Below are 16,856 nucleotides of genomic sequence, written 5' to 3'. Positions count from 1 at the left end.
GAGATGTCAGAAGACGACAGTAGTAGCTCCCCTGCGGAGCACAGTGAAAAGAAGCGCGGTTGGCTTGAACGCCTGACCTCGGCCTTCTCCGGCGAACCCCACACCCGCGACGAGCTGGTCGCTGTCCTGCACACCGCGCAGGAAGAGGGTCTGATCGCCGCCGATACCCTGAAGATGATGGAAGGCGCCATTTCGGTGGCCGAGCTGACCGTGGGCGACGTGATGATCTCGCGCTCGCAGATGGTCTCGCTGCCGGTCGAAGCGCCCTTCCTGGAACTGATGAAGCAGGTGGTCGAATCGGGCCATTCGCGCTTCCCGGTGCACGGCGAGAACAAGGACGACATCCTTGGCATCCTGCTGGCCAAGGACCTGCTGCGCGGCGTGGTCGCCGACAACGGCCCGGCCAACGTGCGCGAGCTGCTGCGCCCGGCGGTGCTGATCCCGGAGGCGAAGAAGCTGAACGTGCTTCTGAAGGAGTTCCGCCTGTCGCGCAACCACATGGCCATCGTGGTCGACGAGTACGGCGGCGTTGCCGGTCTGGTCACCATCGAGGACGTGCTGGAGCAGATCGTCGGCGAGATCGACGACGAGCACGACGAGGCCGAGGATCCGTCCGCGCAGATCGCCATCCAGTCCGACGGCCAGTACGTGGTCGACGCGCTGACCCCGATCGGCGACTTCAACGAGCGCTTCGGCGCGACGTTCTCCGACGAGGACTACGACACCATCGGTGGCCTGGTCACCGAGGCCGTGGGCCACCTTCCGGAAGTCGGCGATGAGCTGGCACTGGACCGCTTCATGTTCCGCGTGGCCCGCGCCGATGCGCGCCGGGTTCAGGCCTTCCACGTGACCGTGCTGCCGCCGGACGCGCAGGACGACGCTTGAAGCGCCGCGGCCTGATCCTCATGGTGTGGCTGGCACTGTGGGTGCTGGCCATGGCCCTGCCGCTGGCGGCCTTCGCGCAGCCGGCGGCAGCCGTGCCCGCACCGGCCACCGCCAACGCGGAGGCCCCGGCCCCGCGCATCGGCGTGGTGACCATGCAGCCGGGCACGGTTTTCTTCGAACGCTTCGGCCATGACGCCATCGTCGTGGTCGATCCGGCCAGTGGCGAAGCGACCTCATACAACTTCGGCTACTTCGATCCGTCCGAGGACGACTTCATCAGCCGCTTCGTGCGCGGCGACATGATGTATTACCTGGTGGCGCTGCCGCTGCAGCAGGACCTGTCGTACTACGACGAGACCGGCCGCGGTGCCAGCGTGCAGTGGCTGGACCTGCGCCCCGAACAGGCGCGTTCCCTGGCCGCTGACCTGGCCGAGCGGGCCAAGCCGGAAAACGCGCGCTACCACTACGATTACTACACCGCCAACTGCGCCACGATGGTACGCGACACGGTGGACAAGGCACTGGGCGGTGGCCTGCAGTCGCAGTTGTCGGGGCGTTCGCGCGGCAACACCTACCGCAGCGAGTCGGTGCGCCTGGCCTCGCCCGCCCCGTGGATGTGGCTGGGCTTCGATGTCGGCCTGGGGCCGTTCGCCGACCAGCCGCTGTCGCGCTGGCAGGAAGCATTCGTGCCGATGCGCTTGGCCGATGCGCTGCGCCAGGCACGCAACAGTGATGGCCGGCCGCTGGTGCAGTCCGAACAGGAACTGCTGCCGCACCGCATTGATCCGGAGCCGAAGGAGTTCGCGCGTCGTTGGTGGCCGTGGCTGCTGCTTGGTCTGGTCGTGGCCGGCGGCGTGCTGGCGCTGCGCAACCGGCCGCGCCTGCTGGCTGGGCTGGCCCTGCCGTTCTGGCTGTTGTGCGCCGTCGCCGGCAGCCTGCTGGTGTTCCTGTGGGGCTTCAGCACCCACTACGCCGCCTGGGCCAACCGCAACCTGCTGCTGCTTTCGCCGCTGGCCGTGCTGCTGCTGCCCGGAGCAATCAGCCTGCTGCGCCGGCGCGTGCCGGGGCGCATGTTCAGGATCGTGCTGTGGCTGCTGGCGGTACAGGCCGTGGCCGCGCTGGTGCTGCACTGGCTGAGCCTGCAGGCCCAGTACAACGTGCAGTGGATCGTACTGCTGTTGCCCGTGCACGCGGCACTGGCCTGGGTGTTGGGGCGCCGTCCTCACTTGTCCGAAACACGGCGCTGACGCACGATGGCGGGCATGTCATTGCCCGCCTCCGCTTCCGCCCCTGCTTCAGCCAACCCCGCCTGCGTCATCAACTGCGTCCACTATGATGACGAGGGCATACGCCACGATATCAGCCTGGACGCCATCAGCGATGTCATCGCCAGTGGCAATGGCTTCGTCTGGGTCGGCCTGTACGATCCCAACGACGATGTGCTGCTGAAACTGCAGGAAGAATTCTGCCTGCACGACCTGGCCATCGAGGATGCGCGCAACGCGCACCAGCGGCCCAAGGTCGAGACCTACGGCAATTCGATGTTCGTGGTGGTCACCACCGCGCAGATGGTCGACGAGCGCATCCAGTATGGCGAAACCCATGCCTTCCTCGGCCCGCGCTTCCTGGTGACGGTGCGCCACGGCGCCTCGCTGTCCTACGCGCCGGTACGTGCTCGGGTCGAGCGTGAGCCGCAGCTGCTGAAGATGGGCCCGTCGTACTGCCTGTACGCGGTGACCGACTTCGTGGTCGACAATTACCTGCCGATCGTGCACCGCTTCCGCGACACCCTGGACCTGCTGGAAAAGGACATCTTCGCCGAGAACTACAAGCGCAGCACCGTGGTGCGCCTGTACGAGCTCAAGCGCGAACTGAACAAGATGCGGATGGCGGTGGCGCCGCTGCAGGATGTGCTGGCCCAGCTGCGCCGTTACCAGGGCGAGCTGGTTCCGGACGAAGTGAAGCTGTACATCCGTGACGTGCACGACCACGCGGTACGCATCAGCGATGTGATCGACACCCTGCGCGAGATGCTGGGCACCGCGCTCAGCGTGAACCTGTCGCTGGTGACGCTGGCGCAGGGCGAGACGGTCAAGCGCCTCGGTGCGTGGGCCGCGCTGCTGGCGGCACCGACGCTGATCACCAGCTGGTACGGGATGAACTTCAGCCACATGCCGGAGCTGAGCCAACCGTGGGCCTACCCACTGATGATCGTTGGTGTGGGCGGCGTCTGCGTGGGCCTGTACCGGTTGTTCAAGCGTTCGGGCTGGCTGTAGAGCGTATCGACCCGCGGTCGATACCCACAAAACCGGGGACATATCGACCAACGGTCGATACCCACCAGACTGGTAGGCCACGACCGTTGGTCGTGGCGCATTGCATGATCCATCAAGCCACGTAAACGGTCTTGATGTTCATGAACTCATGGATGCCGTGGTCGGCCAGTTCCCGGCCAAAGCCAGACTGCTTGCTGCCGCCGAACGGCAGCCGCGCATCGCTTTTGACGATGGCATTGACGAAGGCCGCACCGCATTCCATGCGTTGCGCGAAGGCTTCGCCGCGCACCGGATCGCGCGTCCACACACTGCCGCCCAGGCCGAAGCGCGTGTCGTTGGCCACGCGCAGTGCCTCGCTCTCATCAGCGACCCGGATCACCGCAGCCACCGGACCGAACAGTTCCTCGTCGTAGGCCGGCATGCCCGGGCCGACCTGGTCGAGCACCGTGGCCGGATAGCCGGCATGGGTGCCGGCAATCGGCTCACCGCCTATCAGCACCCGCGCACCCTTGGCCACGCTGGCCTGTACCTGCTTGTGCAGTTCATCGCGCAGATCGGCACGGGCCATCGGCGCCAGCGTGGTGCCCCGCTCATCGGGGTCGCCGTACTGGCGCTCGGCCGCAGCTTCAACGAAGCGGCGGGTGAATTCATCGGCTACCGCCTCGACCACGATGAACCGCTTGGCCGCGATGCAGGTCTGCCCGCTGTTGTCGAAGCGCGACTTCACCGCTGCCGCAACCGTCTTGCCGAGGTCGGCATCGTCGAGCACCACGAAGGCATCGCTGCCACCCAGCTCCATCACCGACTTCTTCAATTGGCTGCCGGCGTTGGAGGCGATCGAGCGCCCTGCCCGCTCGCTGCCGGTCAGCGTCACCGCCTTCACCCGTGCGTCGCGCAGCACGTCGGCGGCCTGGTCGTTGTCGATGTGCAGCACGTCGAACACGCCGTCCGGCAGGCCGCCATCACGGCACACCGCCAGGATCAGGTCGGCACACTGCGGCACGTTGCTGGCGTGCTTGAGCAGGGCCACGTTGCCGGCCATGAACGCCGGTGCGAGGAAGCGGAACACCTGCCAGATCGGGAAATTCCACGGCATCACCGCGAACACGCAGCCGATCGGCTCGTAGCGCACGTAGCTGCGCTGGGCTTCGGTGTCGATCAGCTGCGGCTTCAGATAGTCGGCCGCATGGTCGGCGTAGTACTCGCAGGCCGCCGCGCACTTGTCGACCTCGGCCAGCGCTTCGGCCTTGAGCTTGCCCATCTCGTGGGTCATCGCCTGCTGCAGGTCGTCGCGGCGCGTGCGCAGCTGCGCCGCGATCTGGCGCAGGATCGCGCCGCGTTCCTGCAGCGAACGCTCGGCCCAGCCGGGGAACGCATCGGCGGCGGCCTGCAGGCGCTGCTCGATGTCGGCAGCGCCCATCAGTTCATGGCGGTAGGTCACCTGGCCGGTGGCCGGGTCGACGATCTCGACGGTCATGGGGAATCTCCATCTGGAAGACCCCCATTGTGCGCCGCCGGCCGTGAGCCGGGTGTTGCCGGCACAGTGGACGGATCGTGTACTCAGCCGTTGTCCTGCCGCGCCAGCTGCAGGTCGCGCTGGCGCCGCTTCTCGGCGCGGGCATTGATGTACCAGCCGATCACCGCGGCGATCGATACCGCCGACACCAGCAGCGTGGCCAGTGCATTGATCTTCGGGCTGATGCCCATGCGCACCGATGCGAACACCTTCATCGGCAGCGTGGTCGAGCCCGGCGTGGCGACGAAGCTGGCCACCACCACGTCATCCAGCGACAGGGTGAACGCCAGCAGCCAGCCCGCCACCAGCGCCGGCGCGATGATCGGCAGGGTGATGCGGGTGAACACGGTCAGCCGGCTGGCCCCGAGGTCCATCGCGGCTTCTTCCAGCGACAGGTCCATTTCCTGCAGGCGCGAAGACACCACCACGGTGACGAAGCACAGGGTGAAGGTGACGTGCGCGATCCAGATGGTGGCCAGGCCGCGCGCCGGGAAGCCCGGAATCGCGCCCATCGAGGCCAGCAGCGCCATCAGCGAGAAGCCCAGGATCACATCCGGCATCACCAGCGGCGCGGTGACCAGCGCACCGAACAGCGGCTTGCCACGGAAGCGCTTGAAGCGGGTCATCACCATCGCCGCCAGCGTGCCCAGCACGGTGGCGGTACAGGCGGTCCAGAACGCCACCACCAGGCTGGTCCACATCGCATCCATCAGCGCGCGGTCGGCGAACAGGTCACTGTAGGCGCGGGTGGAAAACCCGGCCCAGACCATCGCCAGCCGCGAGCTGTTGAACGAATAGAACATCAACAGCAGGATCGGCAGGTACAGGAAGGCGAAGCCCAGCAGCAGCACGCCCAGCCCCAGGCCCTTGGCGGTACGCGGGCTCATGCCTGCTTCCCTTCCAGCAGGCGCTGCTGGGAACGGTTGAACAGCAGGATCGGCACCAGCAGCAACAGGATCATCGCCACCGCCATCGCCGAGGCACCCGGCCAGTTGCGGTTGTTGAAGAACTCGTTCCACAGCTGGCGGCCGACCATCAGCGTCTCCGAGCCACCCAGCATTTCCGGAATCACGAATTCACCCACTGCCGGGATCATCACCAGCATGCAGCCGGCGATGATGCCGGCCTTCGACAGCGGCAGGGTGATGCGGAGGAAGGCCTGCCATGGTTTGGCCCCCAGGTCGTAGGCCGCTTCCAGCAGGCGGTGGTCATGCTTGACCAGGTTGGCGTACAGCGGCAGCACCATGAACGGCAGGTAGCAGTAGACGATGCCGATGTAGGCCGCGGTCGGCGTATCGATCAACTGCAGTTTCGGCAGCCCCATCGACGTCATCAGCGCCTGCAGGCCGGTGAACTGCAGGAACTGGTCGAGCAGGCCGTTGCGGTCCAGGATCGCCTTCCACGCATACACGCGGATCAGGAACGAGGTCCACGACGGCAGCACCACCAGCATCATCGCCACGTTGCGTGCGGCCGGCGACAGGCGGGCGATGGCATAGGCCATCGGGTAGCCGATCAGCAGAGTCAGGAAGGTGGAGATGGCCGCGATCCTGATCGAGCTCAGGAAGGCCTGCGCATAGATCGAATCGCGGAACAGCGCCAGGTAATTCTCCAGGTTCAGCTTCAGCGAGAACCCGCCGTCCACGTACTGCAGCAGCCAGGTATACGGCGGCGAGCCGACCCGGCTGAGCGAGAAACTGATCATCAGCACGATCAGGAACGGCACTGCGAAGAACAGCAGCAGCCACAGGTACGGAATGCCGATCACCGTGGCACGCAGCCCCGGCAGCCAGCGCTTCAGGCCGGCGACGCTCATGAGGTGAGCACCACGCCGTCGTTGTCGCGCCAGTGCACCCACACCTCGTCGCCCCAGGTGAAGCCATCACTGGCCCAGCGCTGCGAGTTGGCGAAGTTGGCCAGCACCTTGGCGCCGCTGGGCAGGCGCACGTGATAGACCGAGTGGCTGCCGAAGTAGGCGATGTCCTCGATCACGCCCTGCGCCTTGTTGGTGTGCCCTTCCGGCTCGTCCTTGCCGATCATCACCTTCTCCGGGCGCAGCGCGAACGCGACCGGCTGCCCTTCATAGCAGGTGATGCCATGGGCAATGTAGATCGGCGCCGGGAACAGCGGCGAGCGCACGGTCACGTACTCGGGCAGGTCCTCGTCGATCACCCCGTCAAACAGGTTGACCGAACCGATGAACTCGGCGACGAAGCGGTTGGCGGGCTGCTCATAGACCTCGTCCGGCTTGCCGACCTGCTGGATCCAGCCGGCATCCATCACCGCGATGCGGGTGGCCATGGTCATCGCTTCTTCCTGGTCGTGGGTGACCATCACGCAGGTCACGCCCGACGATTCGATGATGCTGACCAGTTCCAGCTGCATCTTCGAGCGCAGCTTCTTGTCCAGCGCGCCCATCGGTTCGTCCAGCAGCAGCAGCTTCGGCCCCTTGGCCAGCGACCGCGCCAGCGCCACGCGTTGCTGCTGGCCACCGGACAGCTGGTGCGGCTTGCGTTTGCCCAGGTGGCCCATCTGCACCAGGTCGAGCATCTCGCCGACGCGCTTGCTGATCGCGTCCTTGCCCAGGCCATCCTGCTTCAGGCCGAAGGCGATGTTCTGCTCGACCGTCATGTGCGGGAACAGGGCATAGGACTGGAACATCATGTTGACCGGCCGCTGGTACGGTGGCAGCGCGTCCAGGCGCTGGCCATCGACGGTGATGCTGCCCTTGGTGGGCGTCTCGAAGCCACCCAGGCAGCGCAGCAGGGTCGATTTACCACTGCCGGAGCCACCGAGCAGGGCAAAGATCTCGCCCTTGCGCACGTCCAGGTTGACGTCGTCGACGGCGACGAATCCGTCGAATTCCTTGCGCAGATCACGAATGGAGAGATAGCCGGGCGCACCGGTCGTGTCGACGACGGCGGCTACCGGCTGGGCTTCAACGGGCATGGGGGCTCCGGGAGCGGGCGGTGGACAGCGGCGGCCATTCTAACGGCCGGGGGCCGAAGGGGATATGACGGCAGTGGGTGGAAGCGGCCGCTGGCGCGCCCAGGCCTCCCGAGGTGTGTCGGTTTTCCCCCGCCATGGTGGCCTGTGCGCCGGGAGGCCCGGGGTCTCCTCGACGCCCGGACGGCCGTCCCGGCCAGACACCACGGGCGGCGGCCCGATCTGCAACATTTTTCAGAGCGGGATCCATTGAAAGCCCGGGACATTCCCCGCGCAATGCCCCGGATCTAGGCCTTGCATGGACCGACCCTGGTGATTTCCCCGGACAGCCCCTCCCCTTTCCCGCCCCGCCTGCCGGGCTGCCTGCCTGCACGGCTGCCGCTGGTCATCATCGGCGCCGGCCAGGCCGGGTTGTCGCTCAGCGCGCTCCTGCAGGAGGCCGGCGTCGAGCATCGCGTGCTGGAGGCCGAAACCGTGGGTGCCAGTTGGCGGCGACGCTGGGATTCGTTCCAGACCAACACCGCCAACGCGACCATGGCCCTGCATGGCCATGCCTATGCCGGGGATGACCCGGAAGGGTTCATGGGGGCCCCGGAAGTGATCCGACGGCTGCGCGACTATGCCGACGAGCGCTCGTTGCCGATCAGCGAAGGGTGCGTGGTCCATCGGGTCGGGCCCGAGTCCGGTGGCTATGCCATCGACAGCAGCCGGGGACTGATCCATGCCCAGGCGGTGGTGGTTGCCACCGGTGAATACCGCCGGGCGCGGTTGCCCCGGGCCCCGTTCGCGCCCGCAGCAGGCCTCACCATGCTGCACTCCAGCGAGTACCGCGGTCCCGGCCAGCTACCCGAGGGCGCGGTGCTGGTCATCGGCGGCGGCCAGTCCGGCGCGCAGATCGCCCAGGACCTGCGCGACGGTGGTCGCAGCGTGTACTGGTCATTGGCCGAGCGTCATTCGCACACCCGTCGGCTGCGCGGCAAGGACTCGATGACCTGGTGGGACATGGCCGGGCGCATCCATCAACACGTAAGCCAATCGGCGGCCGTACTGGCAGGCGAGCCGGACGCGCTGCGCAAGGCCCGCACCGCGGAGTTCCCCCTGATTTCCGGCAAGGGAGGCGCCGGCCTGGGCAGTTCGATCAGCCTGCTGGCGATGCACCGTGCAGGCATCAGGTTGCTGGGCCCGTTGCAGGAATTCAATGGGAACACCGCCCGCTTCGCCGATGTCCGCCCGCAACTTCGCGCCGCGATCAAAGCGACGCGGGCCGAGTATGCCTATCTCGATTCGCTGGCCAGCGCGTACTACGCCACGCGGCCCGAACCGCGCACCGACGATGCCCGCTACATTCCCGAAGAGGTCTACTTGCACTGGGAGCCGGAACCGTCCCCGTGCGAGCTGGATCTGCCGTCCACAGACATCCGCTCGGTGGTGCTGGCCACCGGTTTCGTCGCCGAGTGGCCCTGGCTCGATGTGCAGGGCGCGCTGGATGCCCACGGCTATCCGCTGGGCGAGTTTGGCGTTTCCCCGCAACCGGGCTTGTTCTTCATCGGCATGCACAACCTGCAGCGGATGAGTTCGTCGTTCCTGTGCAACGGCGGCCGCGATGCACGCGACCTGCTGCCGGCCATCCTGAGGCACCTTGGCGAGGGCGGCGGTACCGATTCCGGCACGGTGAAGCAAGGCGGCCGCCGGGCAACGCCCGGCGGCGCCAGACCCGCTTAACGGCCGGTCTTCACCTCGGTCCACAGCCGGGTGTAGAGCTTGTCGGTCTCCGGCGTGTTGATCGAGTAGGTGAACATCTTCTCGGCCACGTCAGCCGGCGGATAGATCGTCGGGTCGGTGCGGATCGCCTCGTCCACCAGCGGTGTCGCGGCCGGGATCGGGTTGGCGTAGTGGATGAAGTTGGTGTTGGCCGCGGCGACCTTCGGTTCCAGCAGATAGTTGATGAACCTGTAAGCCGCTTCCGGGTGCTTGGCGTCCTTCGGGATCGCCAGCATGTCGAACCACTGCGGCGCACCTTCCTTCGGGATCGAATAAGCCACGTGCACGCCATTGCTGGCTTCCTCGGCGCGGTCGCGGGCCTGGATGATGTCACCCGACCAGCCGACCACCAGGCAGGTGCCGCCATTGGCCAGCGAACCGACGTACTGCGAGGAGTGGAAATTCTGCACATACGGGCGGATCGACTTCAGCAGGTCGGCCGCCTTCTGCAGTTCGGCCGGGTCGCCGCTGTGCGGATCCAGGCCCAGGTAATGCAGCGCGATCGGGATCATGTCGGCCGGCGTGTCCAGGATGGTCACGCCGCAGTCCTTCATCTTGCTGATGTTCTCCGGCTTGAACACCAGGTCCCAGCTGTTGGCGATATCGGTGCTGCCGCCGAAGCGCTGCTTCAGCATGTCCACGTTGTAGCCGATGCCGGTGGTGCCGATCATGTACGGCACGCCGTACTGGTTGCCCGGGTCCTGGGTGGCGATGCGCTTCATCACCGCCGGATCGAGGTTGGCCAGGTTCGGGATCTTGCTCTTGTCCAGCGGCAGGAACACGCCGGCCTGGATCTGGCGGCCGAAGAAGTTCAGGGTCGGCACCACCACGTCGTAGCCGCTGTTGCCGGCCAGCAGCTTGGTCTCGACCATCTCATCGCTGTCGAACACATCGTAGGTCACCCTGATGCCGCTCTCCTTCTCGAAGGTCGGAATGGTGTCCTCGGCGATGTAATCGCTGTAGTTGTAGACGTTCAGGACCTGGCTGTCCTGCGCGCCGCCGTTGCCACCGCCACAGGCGGCAAGCATGGCGGAGGCCAGGCCGAGCGTGAGGATACGCAGCTTCATCGGGTGCTCCAGAATGCGGGAAGGGGGGCCGGCGGGGCCGGCGACGGGTGCCAGCCTACCCCCCGGCGGCGGATTTTTCTATTCCAGATGCTCAGACGTTCAGCAGCAGGAACTCGCGCTCCCACGAGCTGATGACGCGGAAAAAGGTCTCGTATTCCTTGCGCTTGACCGAGATGTAGGCGCGGCAGAAACGCTCGCCCAGCAGGGCCTGGAGCTCGCTGCACTGCTCCAGCCCGTCCAGCGCCTCGCCCAGCGAGCGCGGCAGGTTGTAGCCCAGTTCCTTCGCGCTGCCGGTCACCGGCGCGTCCGGCGCCAGCCGCTCGCGGATGCCGAGCAGGCCGCAGGCCAGGGTGGCCGCCATTGCCAGGTACGGATTGGCGTCGGAACCAGCGAACCGGCTCTCCACGCGCATGTTTTCCGGTGTATCCAGCGGCACGCGCAGGCCGCAGGTACGGTTGTCGAAACCCCAGTGCACGTTGCTCGGCGAGACCTCGCCGAACACCAGGCGCCGGTAGGAATTCACGTTCGGCGCGAAGAACGCCATCGCCTGCGGCGCGTACTTCTGCAGACCGCCCAGGTAGTGGCCGAACACCGGGCTGAACTCACCCTCAGCATCGGTCTCGCCAGCGAACACATTGCTGCCATCGCTCACCCGCACCAGGCTCTGGTGGATGTGCATGGCACTACCGGGCTCGTTCTCCATGGGCTTGGCCAGGAACGTGGCGTACACCCCGTGGCGCATCGCCGCCTCGCGCATGGTGCGCTTGAACAGGAACACCTGGTCGGCCAGGTCCATCGCATCGGCATGGGTGAAGTTCACCTCCAGCTGTGCTGCGCCGGATTCGTGGATCAGCGTGTCCACGTCCAGCTTCATCGCATCGGCGTAGTCGTACATCAGGTCGAGGATCGGGTCGAACTCGTTGACCGCGTCGATCGAGTACGACTGCCGCGCGGTCTCCGGGCGCCCCGAGCGACCGGCCGGTGGCAGCAGCGGGAAGTCCGGGTCGGTGTTCTTCTGCACCAGGAAGAACTCCAGCTCCGGCGCCACCACCGGGCGCAGGCCCAGTTCCGCATAAGCCGCCAGTACGCGGCGCAGCACGTTGCGCGGCGCAAGCTCGTGCGGTTCGCCGCTCTTGGTGTAGCAATCGTGGATGACCTGCGCGGTGGCATCGGCTGCCCACGGCACCATGCGCACCGTATCCGGATCGGGCCGCAGCATCATGTCCGAGTCCGACGGCGAGGTCAGGTCGTAGTAATCGTCAGGGAACTCGCCGGTGACGGTGGTGGCGAAGATGCCTTCCGGCAGGCGCGTGCCGTAATCGTGCGAGAACTTGTCGGCAGGAATGATCTTGCCGCGGGCGTTGCCGGTGATGTCCGGCACCAGGCATTCCACCTCGGTGATGCGCCGCTCCTTCAGCCAGCGCAGCAGGCTGCTTTCCTGCGGTGCGGGGGGCGTGGCCGTCTTGCGCGGGCGCGTTCGGGAACTCATCGGGAATCCAGTCGGTTCTGTTGGTGCTGCCGGCAAGCTTGGCCGAACGCACGGAAAATAGCGTGATAGAACGGCGTCTGCGTGACACGCCACTCCGGATGCCACTGTACGCCGAGCACAAATCCATGGTGCAGGCTGCGCGCTGCCTCGACCAGTCCGTCATCGGCCATGGCCTCGACCTGCAGGCCCTGCGCGAGGCGGGCGATGCCCTGTCCGTGCACCGAATTGACCTGCGCGCGGCCACTGCCGTGCCACTGCGCCAGCCAGCCATCGGTGGCCAGGGTCACCGCATGGGCCGGCCCATACTGCACTTCCACCGGCGCCTGCGGGTCTTCGCGATGGTCGGCCAGGCCGGGCACCGCATGCACCTGCGGATGCAGGCTGCCACCCAGCGCGACGTTCAATTCCTGGAAACCGCGACAGATCGCCAGCACCGGCAGGTCCAGCGCCAGCGCTTCGTGCAGCAACGCAAAGGCATTGGCATCCCGGGCCGGATCATGCGGATTGCCTGGCCAACTGCGGCCACCCTCGTAGTGCTGAGGTTCGATATTGCTGACCGCGCCGGTCAACAGCAGGCCATCGAGCCCAAGCAGCCAGTCGCTGGTCGGCAACGGTGGCTGCAGGCTCGGCAACACCACCGGGGTCACCTCGGCCGCCTCGGCCAGCGCGCGCACGTACTTCTCGCCGGCCACCGCGAAACGGTGGTGGCCGAGCACGGTGCTGTCGGTGGGCAGGCCCACCCAGGGCAGGCGGCGCATGGGGACACTCCTTGGCGTGCCGACACGTTACCCGTCGCCTGGCAACGGCGGCAAGTCGCTGTCGTCACACCGCAGCTGCCGCGCATCGACGAAACTACCGGGGTGAACGCTGATCGACCTGCCCTGCTCCGCCCTCCCGCACTGCACCCGCGAGGCCTGCAGTGAGCGCCGCGTTTCCGCCCAGCTGGTATGCCTCCAGCCTGCCCGAACCACCCGCACTGCCCTCGTTGCAAGGGCAGGTGCAGGCCGACGTTGCGGTGCTGGGCGCCGGCTATACCGGCCTGACCGCCGCACTGGAACTGGCCGCGCGTGGCCAGCGCGTGGTGGTGCTGGACGCACAGCGGGTCGGCTGGGGCGCGTCCGGCCGCAATGGTGGCCAGGCGCTGGCCGGCTATGGCTGCGAGGTGGATGAGCTGGAGCGTCAGCTCGGCCGTGACGATGCGCGCCACCTGTTCGACTGGTCGCGCGAAGCGGTACAGGCGATGCGCAGGCGCATCGATCGCCATGGTATCGACTGCCATTGGGTGGAGGGCCACGCCAGCGTCGCCATCCGCGAACGCCACGAGCGCGACCTGCACGCCAACTGCGAGCACCTTCAGCGCCACTACGACTACCCGATGCAGTGGTGGGACCGTGATGCCCTCCGCGCTCAGCTGGACAGCCCGCGCTACCGCGCCGCGATGTTCGATCCGCACAGCGCGCACTTGCACCCGCTGGCCTATGCGCGTGGCCTGGCCGATGCGGCGCGCGCGGCCGGCGTGGTGATCCACGAGAACTCCGCAGTGACCCGCGTGCAGCGCGGACCGCAGCCCACCCTGCATACCGCGCGGGGCAGCGTGCGCGCTGCGCACCTGGTGGTTGCCGGCAATGCCTGGCTGCAGGGCCTGCTGCCCGAGCTGGAACGCCGGATCATGCCGGTCGGCACCTATATCGGCGCCAGCGCGCCGCTCGGTGCCGAGCGCGCCCGCGCCCTGATCGGCAACAACATGGCCGTGGCCGACACCGCGTGGGCACTGGACTATTTCCGCCTCAGCCACGATCACCGGCTGCTGTTCGGCGGTCGCGCCAGTTACTCGGCGTTGCCCCCACCCGGCCTGCACGGGGTGATGCAGCGGCGCATGCACCAGGTGTTTCCACAACTGGCCGACGTGCCGCTGGAGCAGGTCTGGGGCGGTTACGTGGACATCACCCGCAACCGCGCCCCGCATTGGGGCCGGCTGGACGGCAACCTGTACTTCGCGCAGGGGTTCTCCGGCCATGGGGTGGCCGCCGCCGGGCTGGCCGGCGAAGTCATCGCCGCCGCGATTGCCGGCCAGAGCGAGCGCCTGGACGTGTTCCAGCGGCTGCGGCATGCGCCTTTCCCTGGCGGCCGGCTGCTGCGCACGCCGCTACTGGTGGCGGCGATGTCGTGGTACAAGCTGCGGGATGCGTTGTGGTGAAGATTCTGCATCTCCACCTGTATTGAACGTTCTGACAAGCGCACCGCAGCGCTGATCGTGCTGCACACGTCACAGATTTTCACGCAACATGTGTGATGGATGGTTGGTCAATTACCTAAATGCGCAGCTGTGCAATTGCATAATCGTTCGCAGACCGATAACGTCCTGAGAAACCGGGCCCCGCGGCGAATGGAAGCTGACAGGGGACACGTAGGAGAGGGGGACGTGCGATTGGACTGGTGGAAAGAAGGATTGTTGCTGAAGGTGCGCATTCGTCCGGCTGGCCTGATGCTTGCCTTGCTTTATGCAGTTGCCTATTGGGCAACCCGACAGCTGTCGCTGGATCAGTTCTATTTGCCAGCCGGCATCCGGGTGGCGGCCGTACTGTTGTGCCCGCCGCGCCTGTGGCCTTATCTGCTGCTGGGCGAATATGCGTACTTTGCACAGTCCCGCGTGCCAATGATCGAGAAGTACGGCCTGACATGGGTCATTGTTGCCTCCGCGTTCCTCATGCCCGCAGTGATGTTGATTGTGAAGCTGCAACGGCGACTGATGGCGGAGTCGCAGACGATCGGCCTCTTGTTGATTGCCGCCGCTTCCAGCGTCGTTATTACTCTGCTGAACCTCAGCTTTTCCCATCTGCTCTGGCCAACACCCCCTTCCACGCCCTTCCTGACCAATGCGGCGCGTTACAGCGTGGGCGACTTCATCGGCATTCTGACGGTGGCCCCCATCGCCATGCTGTGGGCGCGACAGGACGTGGGGCAGGAGTGGAACGCTGGACGAAAGACCCCGATGCTGGCGGCACTTTCGTTGATGCTGCTGATCGGGATAGCAGCAACTCAACTGCCCGCAGACTGGGTTGCGCTGAAGGCAACGCTCCTGCTGCTGTTGGCACTCCCCGCGGCCGCACTTACCTGCCTGTATGGCTGGAAGGGTGCCGCCCTTGCAGTGCCGGTGCTCAACATGGTCATCGGCCTGACCACGCCCAACACACATCCAACCGCATTCGATCCAGCGGCCTTCATCACCCAGCAGATCATGGCGATCAGCGGCATCGTATTGCTGTTGCTCGGATCACGCATCACCCACTTCTACCATCGTTACAGGCTGCGCGAGATGGGGGAAAGGGACGCCATCCATCTTGCGAGGAGCTCGCAATTGGCCAGCGAGATGGAGCTGCGTGAGCGTGCCCTGCACCTTCGCAAGCTCGGCGACGGCATTGATACGTCGCTGGTTGAGCTGGCCGACTGGCTCAAGGCCCAGGGACATCACGCAGTGGCCAGCAGCCTTCTGCATACCTCAAATGTGCATTCGCGGCTCTTTCGCGAACAGACAAGCATGGTCTATCCCTCGGGCCTGGAGCATCTTGGGCTTTACGTGGCTTTGCAGGCTGGCGGCATCCGTGAGTCATGGAAGCTGACGGAGCGCGTTCTCCGCCCGGATCTGAAGGGCGACCCCTGCAACCTGAGCGTGGAACTGCAGTTGGCCGCTTACCGAACACTCATTGATGCGGTCTCCATTCTTCTCAAGCATGAAGGTGGCCAGATTCGCATTCGTGCAAGGTGCGGCGGAATGGGTTCCAGGCGCGGAATCCTCATGGTCGTGTCGCTGCTGGAGTCGCGTCGGCGCCTTTCCCAGCAGACAACCATGGCAGCGTTCGAGCGGCTGTCCGGGCGAACCCTGCCCTATGACGGGACCGTTGACTGCTATGGCAACCGGGTCAGGATTCTGTTCCTCGACCGTGAATCAAAACTTGAGGCAGTGCCCAGCGCTCCATCGCAGTACAACTGCCCCGCACCCTCTGCGCTGCAGTAGTGCATTTCACAGTCAAGCGGCCGGAGCGAACCAAAGCAGCGGAATCGCATAAGCGTCGCGCTCATCCCCTGGCCAAGGGCGTCATGGGCACCCGGCGAACATCCGGGTGCCCATGCAGCCCGACACTCAAGCTCGCCGATATCCCGGCAACAGGCAGTATCAGGGTGCCTCTACCGCCCACAACACATCAGCTCCGCCAGCATATCTGACCAGCGTGAATGCGGAAGACCGATAGACAACCGTTCTGGTGGCTTTTGCGGGAACAGGCAGGCGCTGCTCCGGCAACGACACCCTCGCAGATGGGTCACCTGCCGGCAGCACCCAGAACGTGCCCGCAGCATTGCCGATCACGATGTGCACGTGCCCTGCGAGATCGTTTACCTGGAAATAGTCCATGCCATCGCGCTCGAACCCATAGACCAACCAGCCGGGATCCACGCTCAGGTCTTGTGCCTGCGGAATCGACTGGCCGAGTCCTTGGCCGGCCATCTTGATTCCATGGTCGTCACCCGGGGCAAAAGCAAAAACGGATACCGGCACCAACATCAATGCACCAGCAAATGCATGAATTCGGAAACTTCTCACACTAACCTCCAGGTTGGATGCAATACGGATCAAGAAGGATGCTACCGCCAATCGCATCAGCATATACCGGGCGGACTCCGTAGTGCCCATGGGACATAATCCACTGGATCGATGCAAACCCATGCCACGCCGATGCTGCGTCCGAAATCGCCAATACCTGCATCGAAACCCGCCACGGTGCAGGTCAGTGGCATCTGAGACAAGGACCTGGACAAGCGCGTGTAACTGCAGGACATCGTCGATTGTGTGATGGGGAACACAGCGGACAGCATCAACTGCCCAATGTGCCTGGTGCAACGGCTAAAACGTGATCGAA

At 65.7% G+C, this 16,856-nt stretch carries 14 protein-coding genes; 6 read left to right on the top strand and 8 right to left on the bottom strand.

All coding sequences use genetic code 11. The annotated features are described in order from the left end of the window. The first annotated feature begins 3 nt into the window (after positions 1–3). Genes ACEPA4_RS07040 through ACEPA4_RS07030 form a run of 3 tightly spaced genes read left to right on the top strand, consistent with a single transcriptional unit; the run spans position 4 to position 3,161 of the window. Positions 4–885, top strand: a complete 882-nt coding sequence (locus ACEPA4_RS07040; RefSeq protein ID WP_005408827.1) for an HlyC/CorC family transporter — start codon at positions 4–6, stop codon at positions 883–885. Beyond that, positions 882–2,132, top strand: coding sequence for a DUF4105 domain-containing protein (locus ACEPA4_RS07035; RefSeq protein WP_065177394.1), 1,251 nt, complete (start codon positions 882–884; stop codon positions 2,130–2,132). Before ACEPA4_RS07040 ends, ACEPA4_RS07035 begins: the two co-directional genes overlap by 4 nt. 6 nt (positions 2,133–2,138) lie before the next feature. Further along, the gene (locus tag ACEPA4_RS07030) at positions 2,139–3,161 is read left to right on the top strand and encodes a magnesium and cobalt transport protein CorA (RefSeq protein ID WP_065186100.1); all 1,023 of its coding nucleotides are present in this window, start codon (positions 2,139–2,141) and stop codon (positions 3,159–3,161) included. A 112-nt stretch (positions 3,162–3,273) separates the two neighbouring features. Here ACEPA4_RS07030 and ACEPA4_RS07025 read toward each other — a convergent pair whose 3' ends face one another. The 4 genes from ACEPA4_RS07025 to ACEPA4_RS07010 all read right to left on the bottom strand — a co-directional run bounded on the left by ACEPA4_RS07025 (position 3,274) and on the right by ACEPA4_RS07010 (position 7,626). After that, positions 3,274–4,638, bottom strand: coding sequence for an NAD-dependent succinate-semialdehyde dehydrogenase (locus tag ACEPA4_RS07025; protein WP_005415929.1), 1,365 nt, complete (start codon positions 4,636–4,638; stop codon positions 3,274–3,276). Between the two features lie 83 nt (positions 4,639–4,721). Further along, on the bottom strand, positions 4,722–5,564 hold the full coding sequence (locus tag ACEPA4_RS07020; protein ID WP_005415928.1) for an ABC transporter permease subunit: 843 nt from the start codon (positions 5,562–5,564) through the stop codon (positions 4,722–4,724). After that, a complete protein-coding gene (locus ACEPA4_RS07015; RefSeq protein ID WP_005415927.1) occupies positions 5,561–6,493 on the bottom strand; it encodes an ABC transporter permease subunit in 933 nt (310 codons plus the stop codon). Before ACEPA4_RS07015 ends, ACEPA4_RS07020 begins: the two co-directional genes overlap by 4 nt. Beyond that, a complete protein-coding gene (locus ACEPA4_RS07010; RefSeq protein ID WP_262090864.1) occupies positions 6,490–7,626 on the bottom strand; it encodes an ABC transporter ATP-binding protein in 1,137 nt (378 codons plus the stop codon). The genes ACEPA4_RS07015 and ACEPA4_RS07010 overlap by 4 nt, the downstream gene beginning before the upstream one ends. Positions 7,627–7,917: 291 nt before the next feature. Between ACEPA4_RS07010 and ACEPA4_RS07005 the strand changes: the two genes are divergently transcribed. Beyond that, on the top strand, positions 7,918–9,345 hold the full coding sequence (locus ACEPA4_RS07005) for an NAD(P)/FAD-dependent oxidoreductase (RefSeq protein ID WP_262090865.1): 1,428 nt from the start codon (positions 7,918–7,920) through the stop codon (positions 9,343–9,345). Here the strand turns inward: ACEPA4_RS07005 and ACEPA4_RS07000 are convergent. The 3 genes from ACEPA4_RS07000 to ACEPA4_RS06990 all read right to left on the bottom strand — a co-directional run bounded on the left by ACEPA4_RS07000 (position 9,342) and on the right by ACEPA4_RS06990 (position 12,698). Then, positions 9,342–10,451 (bottom strand): polyamine ABC transporter substrate-binding protein, encoded by a 1,110-nt coding sequence (locus tag ACEPA4_RS07000; protein WP_065186097.1) that lies wholly within the window; start codon positions 10,449–10,451, stop codon positions 9,342–9,344. The genes ACEPA4_RS07005 and ACEPA4_RS07000 overlap by 4 nt on opposite strands. Positions 10,452–10,542: 91 nt before the next feature. Continuing rightward, positions 10,543–11,940 (bottom strand): glutamine synthetase family protein, encoded by a 1,398-nt coding sequence (locus tag ACEPA4_RS06995; RefSeq protein WP_005415923.1) that lies wholly within the window; start codon positions 11,938–11,940, stop codon positions 10,543–10,545. Continuing rightward, positions 11,937–12,698, bottom strand: coding sequence for a gamma-glutamyl-gamma-aminobutyrate hydrolase family protein (locus ACEPA4_RS06990; protein WP_065177399.1), 762 nt, complete (start codon positions 12,696–12,698; stop codon positions 11,937–11,939). Before ACEPA4_RS06990 ends, ACEPA4_RS06995 begins: the two co-directional genes overlap by 4 nt. Before the next feature lie 200 nt (positions 12,699–12,898). On the opposite strand from ACEPA4_RS06990, the gene ACEPA4_RS06985 reads away from it, so the two are divergent. Together ACEPA4_RS06985 and ACEPA4_RS06980 are read left to right on the top strand one after the other, a co-directional pair. Further along, complete coding sequence (locus tag ACEPA4_RS06985) at positions 12,899–14,137, top strand: FAD-binding oxidoreductase (protein WP_194442127.1); 1,239 nt, start codon at positions 12,899–12,901, stop codon at positions 14,135–14,137. Positions 14,138–14,362: 225 nt separating this feature from the next. Continuing rightward, entirely contained in the window at positions 14,363–15,955 is a 1,593-nt protein-coding gene (locus ACEPA4_RS06980) for an MASE1 domain-containing protein (protein WP_065186143.1), read from the top strand. A gap of 159 nt (positions 15,956–16,114) precedes the next feature. Here the strand turns inward: ACEPA4_RS06980 and ACEPA4_RS06975 are convergent, their stop codons facing one another. Beyond that, on the bottom strand, positions 16,115–16,603 hold the full coding sequence (locus tag ACEPA4_RS06975; protein ID WP_032954065.1) for a hypothetical protein: 489 nt from the start codon (positions 16,601–16,603) through the stop codon (positions 16,115–16,117). Between the last annotated feature and the right edge of the window lie 253 nt (positions 16,604–16,856).

The sequence above is a fragment of the Stenotrophomonas sp. P2112 genome (genome assembly GCF_041897515.1).
GTDB lineage: Bacteria > Pseudomonadota > Gammaproteobacteria > Xanthomonadales > Xanthomonadaceae > Stenotrophomonas > Stenotrophomonas sepilia.
Note: the sequence above shows the minus strand (reverse complement) of the source record. Positions and strands in the feature narration are given on the sequence as shown.

Bases quoted from the DNA above. Each gene is read 5' to 3' on its own strand.
- ACEPA4_RS07000 (WP_065186097.1), bottom strand. From the start codon at position 10,451: ATGAAGCTGCGTATCCTCACGCTCGGCCTGGCCTCCGCCATGCTTGCC.
- ACEPA4_RS07015 (WP_005415927.1), bottom strand. From the start codon at position 6,493: ATGAGCGTCGCCGGCCTGAAGCGCTGGCTGCCGGGGCTGCGTGCCACG.
- ACEPA4_RS07040 (WP_005408827.1), top strand. From the start codon at position 4: ATGTCAGAAGACGACAGTAGTAGCTCCCCTGCGGAGCACAGTGAAAAG.
- ACEPA4_RS07020 (WP_005415928.1), bottom strand. From the start codon at position 5,564: ATGAGCCCGCGTACCGCCAAGGGCCTGGGGCTGGGCGTGCTGCTGCTG.
- ACEPA4_RS06995 (WP_005415923.1), bottom strand. From the start codon at position 11,940: ATGAGTTCCCGAACGCGCCCGCGCAAGACGGCCACGCCCCCCGCACCG.
- ACEPA4_RS06975 (WP_032954065.1), bottom strand. From the start codon at position 16,603: ATGCTGATGCGATTGGCGGTAGCATCCTTCTTGATCCGTATTGCATCC.
- ACEPA4_RS07010 (WP_262090864.1), bottom strand. From the start codon at position 7,626: ATGCCCGTTGAAGCCCAGCCGGTAGCCGCCGTCGTCGACACGACCGGT.
- ACEPA4_RS07030 (WP_065186100.1), top strand. From the start codon at position 2,139: ATGGCGGGCATGTCATTGCCCGCCTCCGCTTCCGCCCCTGCTTCAGCC.
- ACEPA4_RS07025 (WP_005415929.1), bottom strand. From the start codon at position 4,638: ATGACCGTCGAGATCGTCGACCCGGCCACCGGCCAGGTGACCTACCGC.
- ACEPA4_RS06990 (WP_065177399.1), bottom strand. From the start codon at position 12,698: ATGCGCCGCCTGCCCTGGGTGGGCCTGCCCACCGACAGCACCGTGCTC.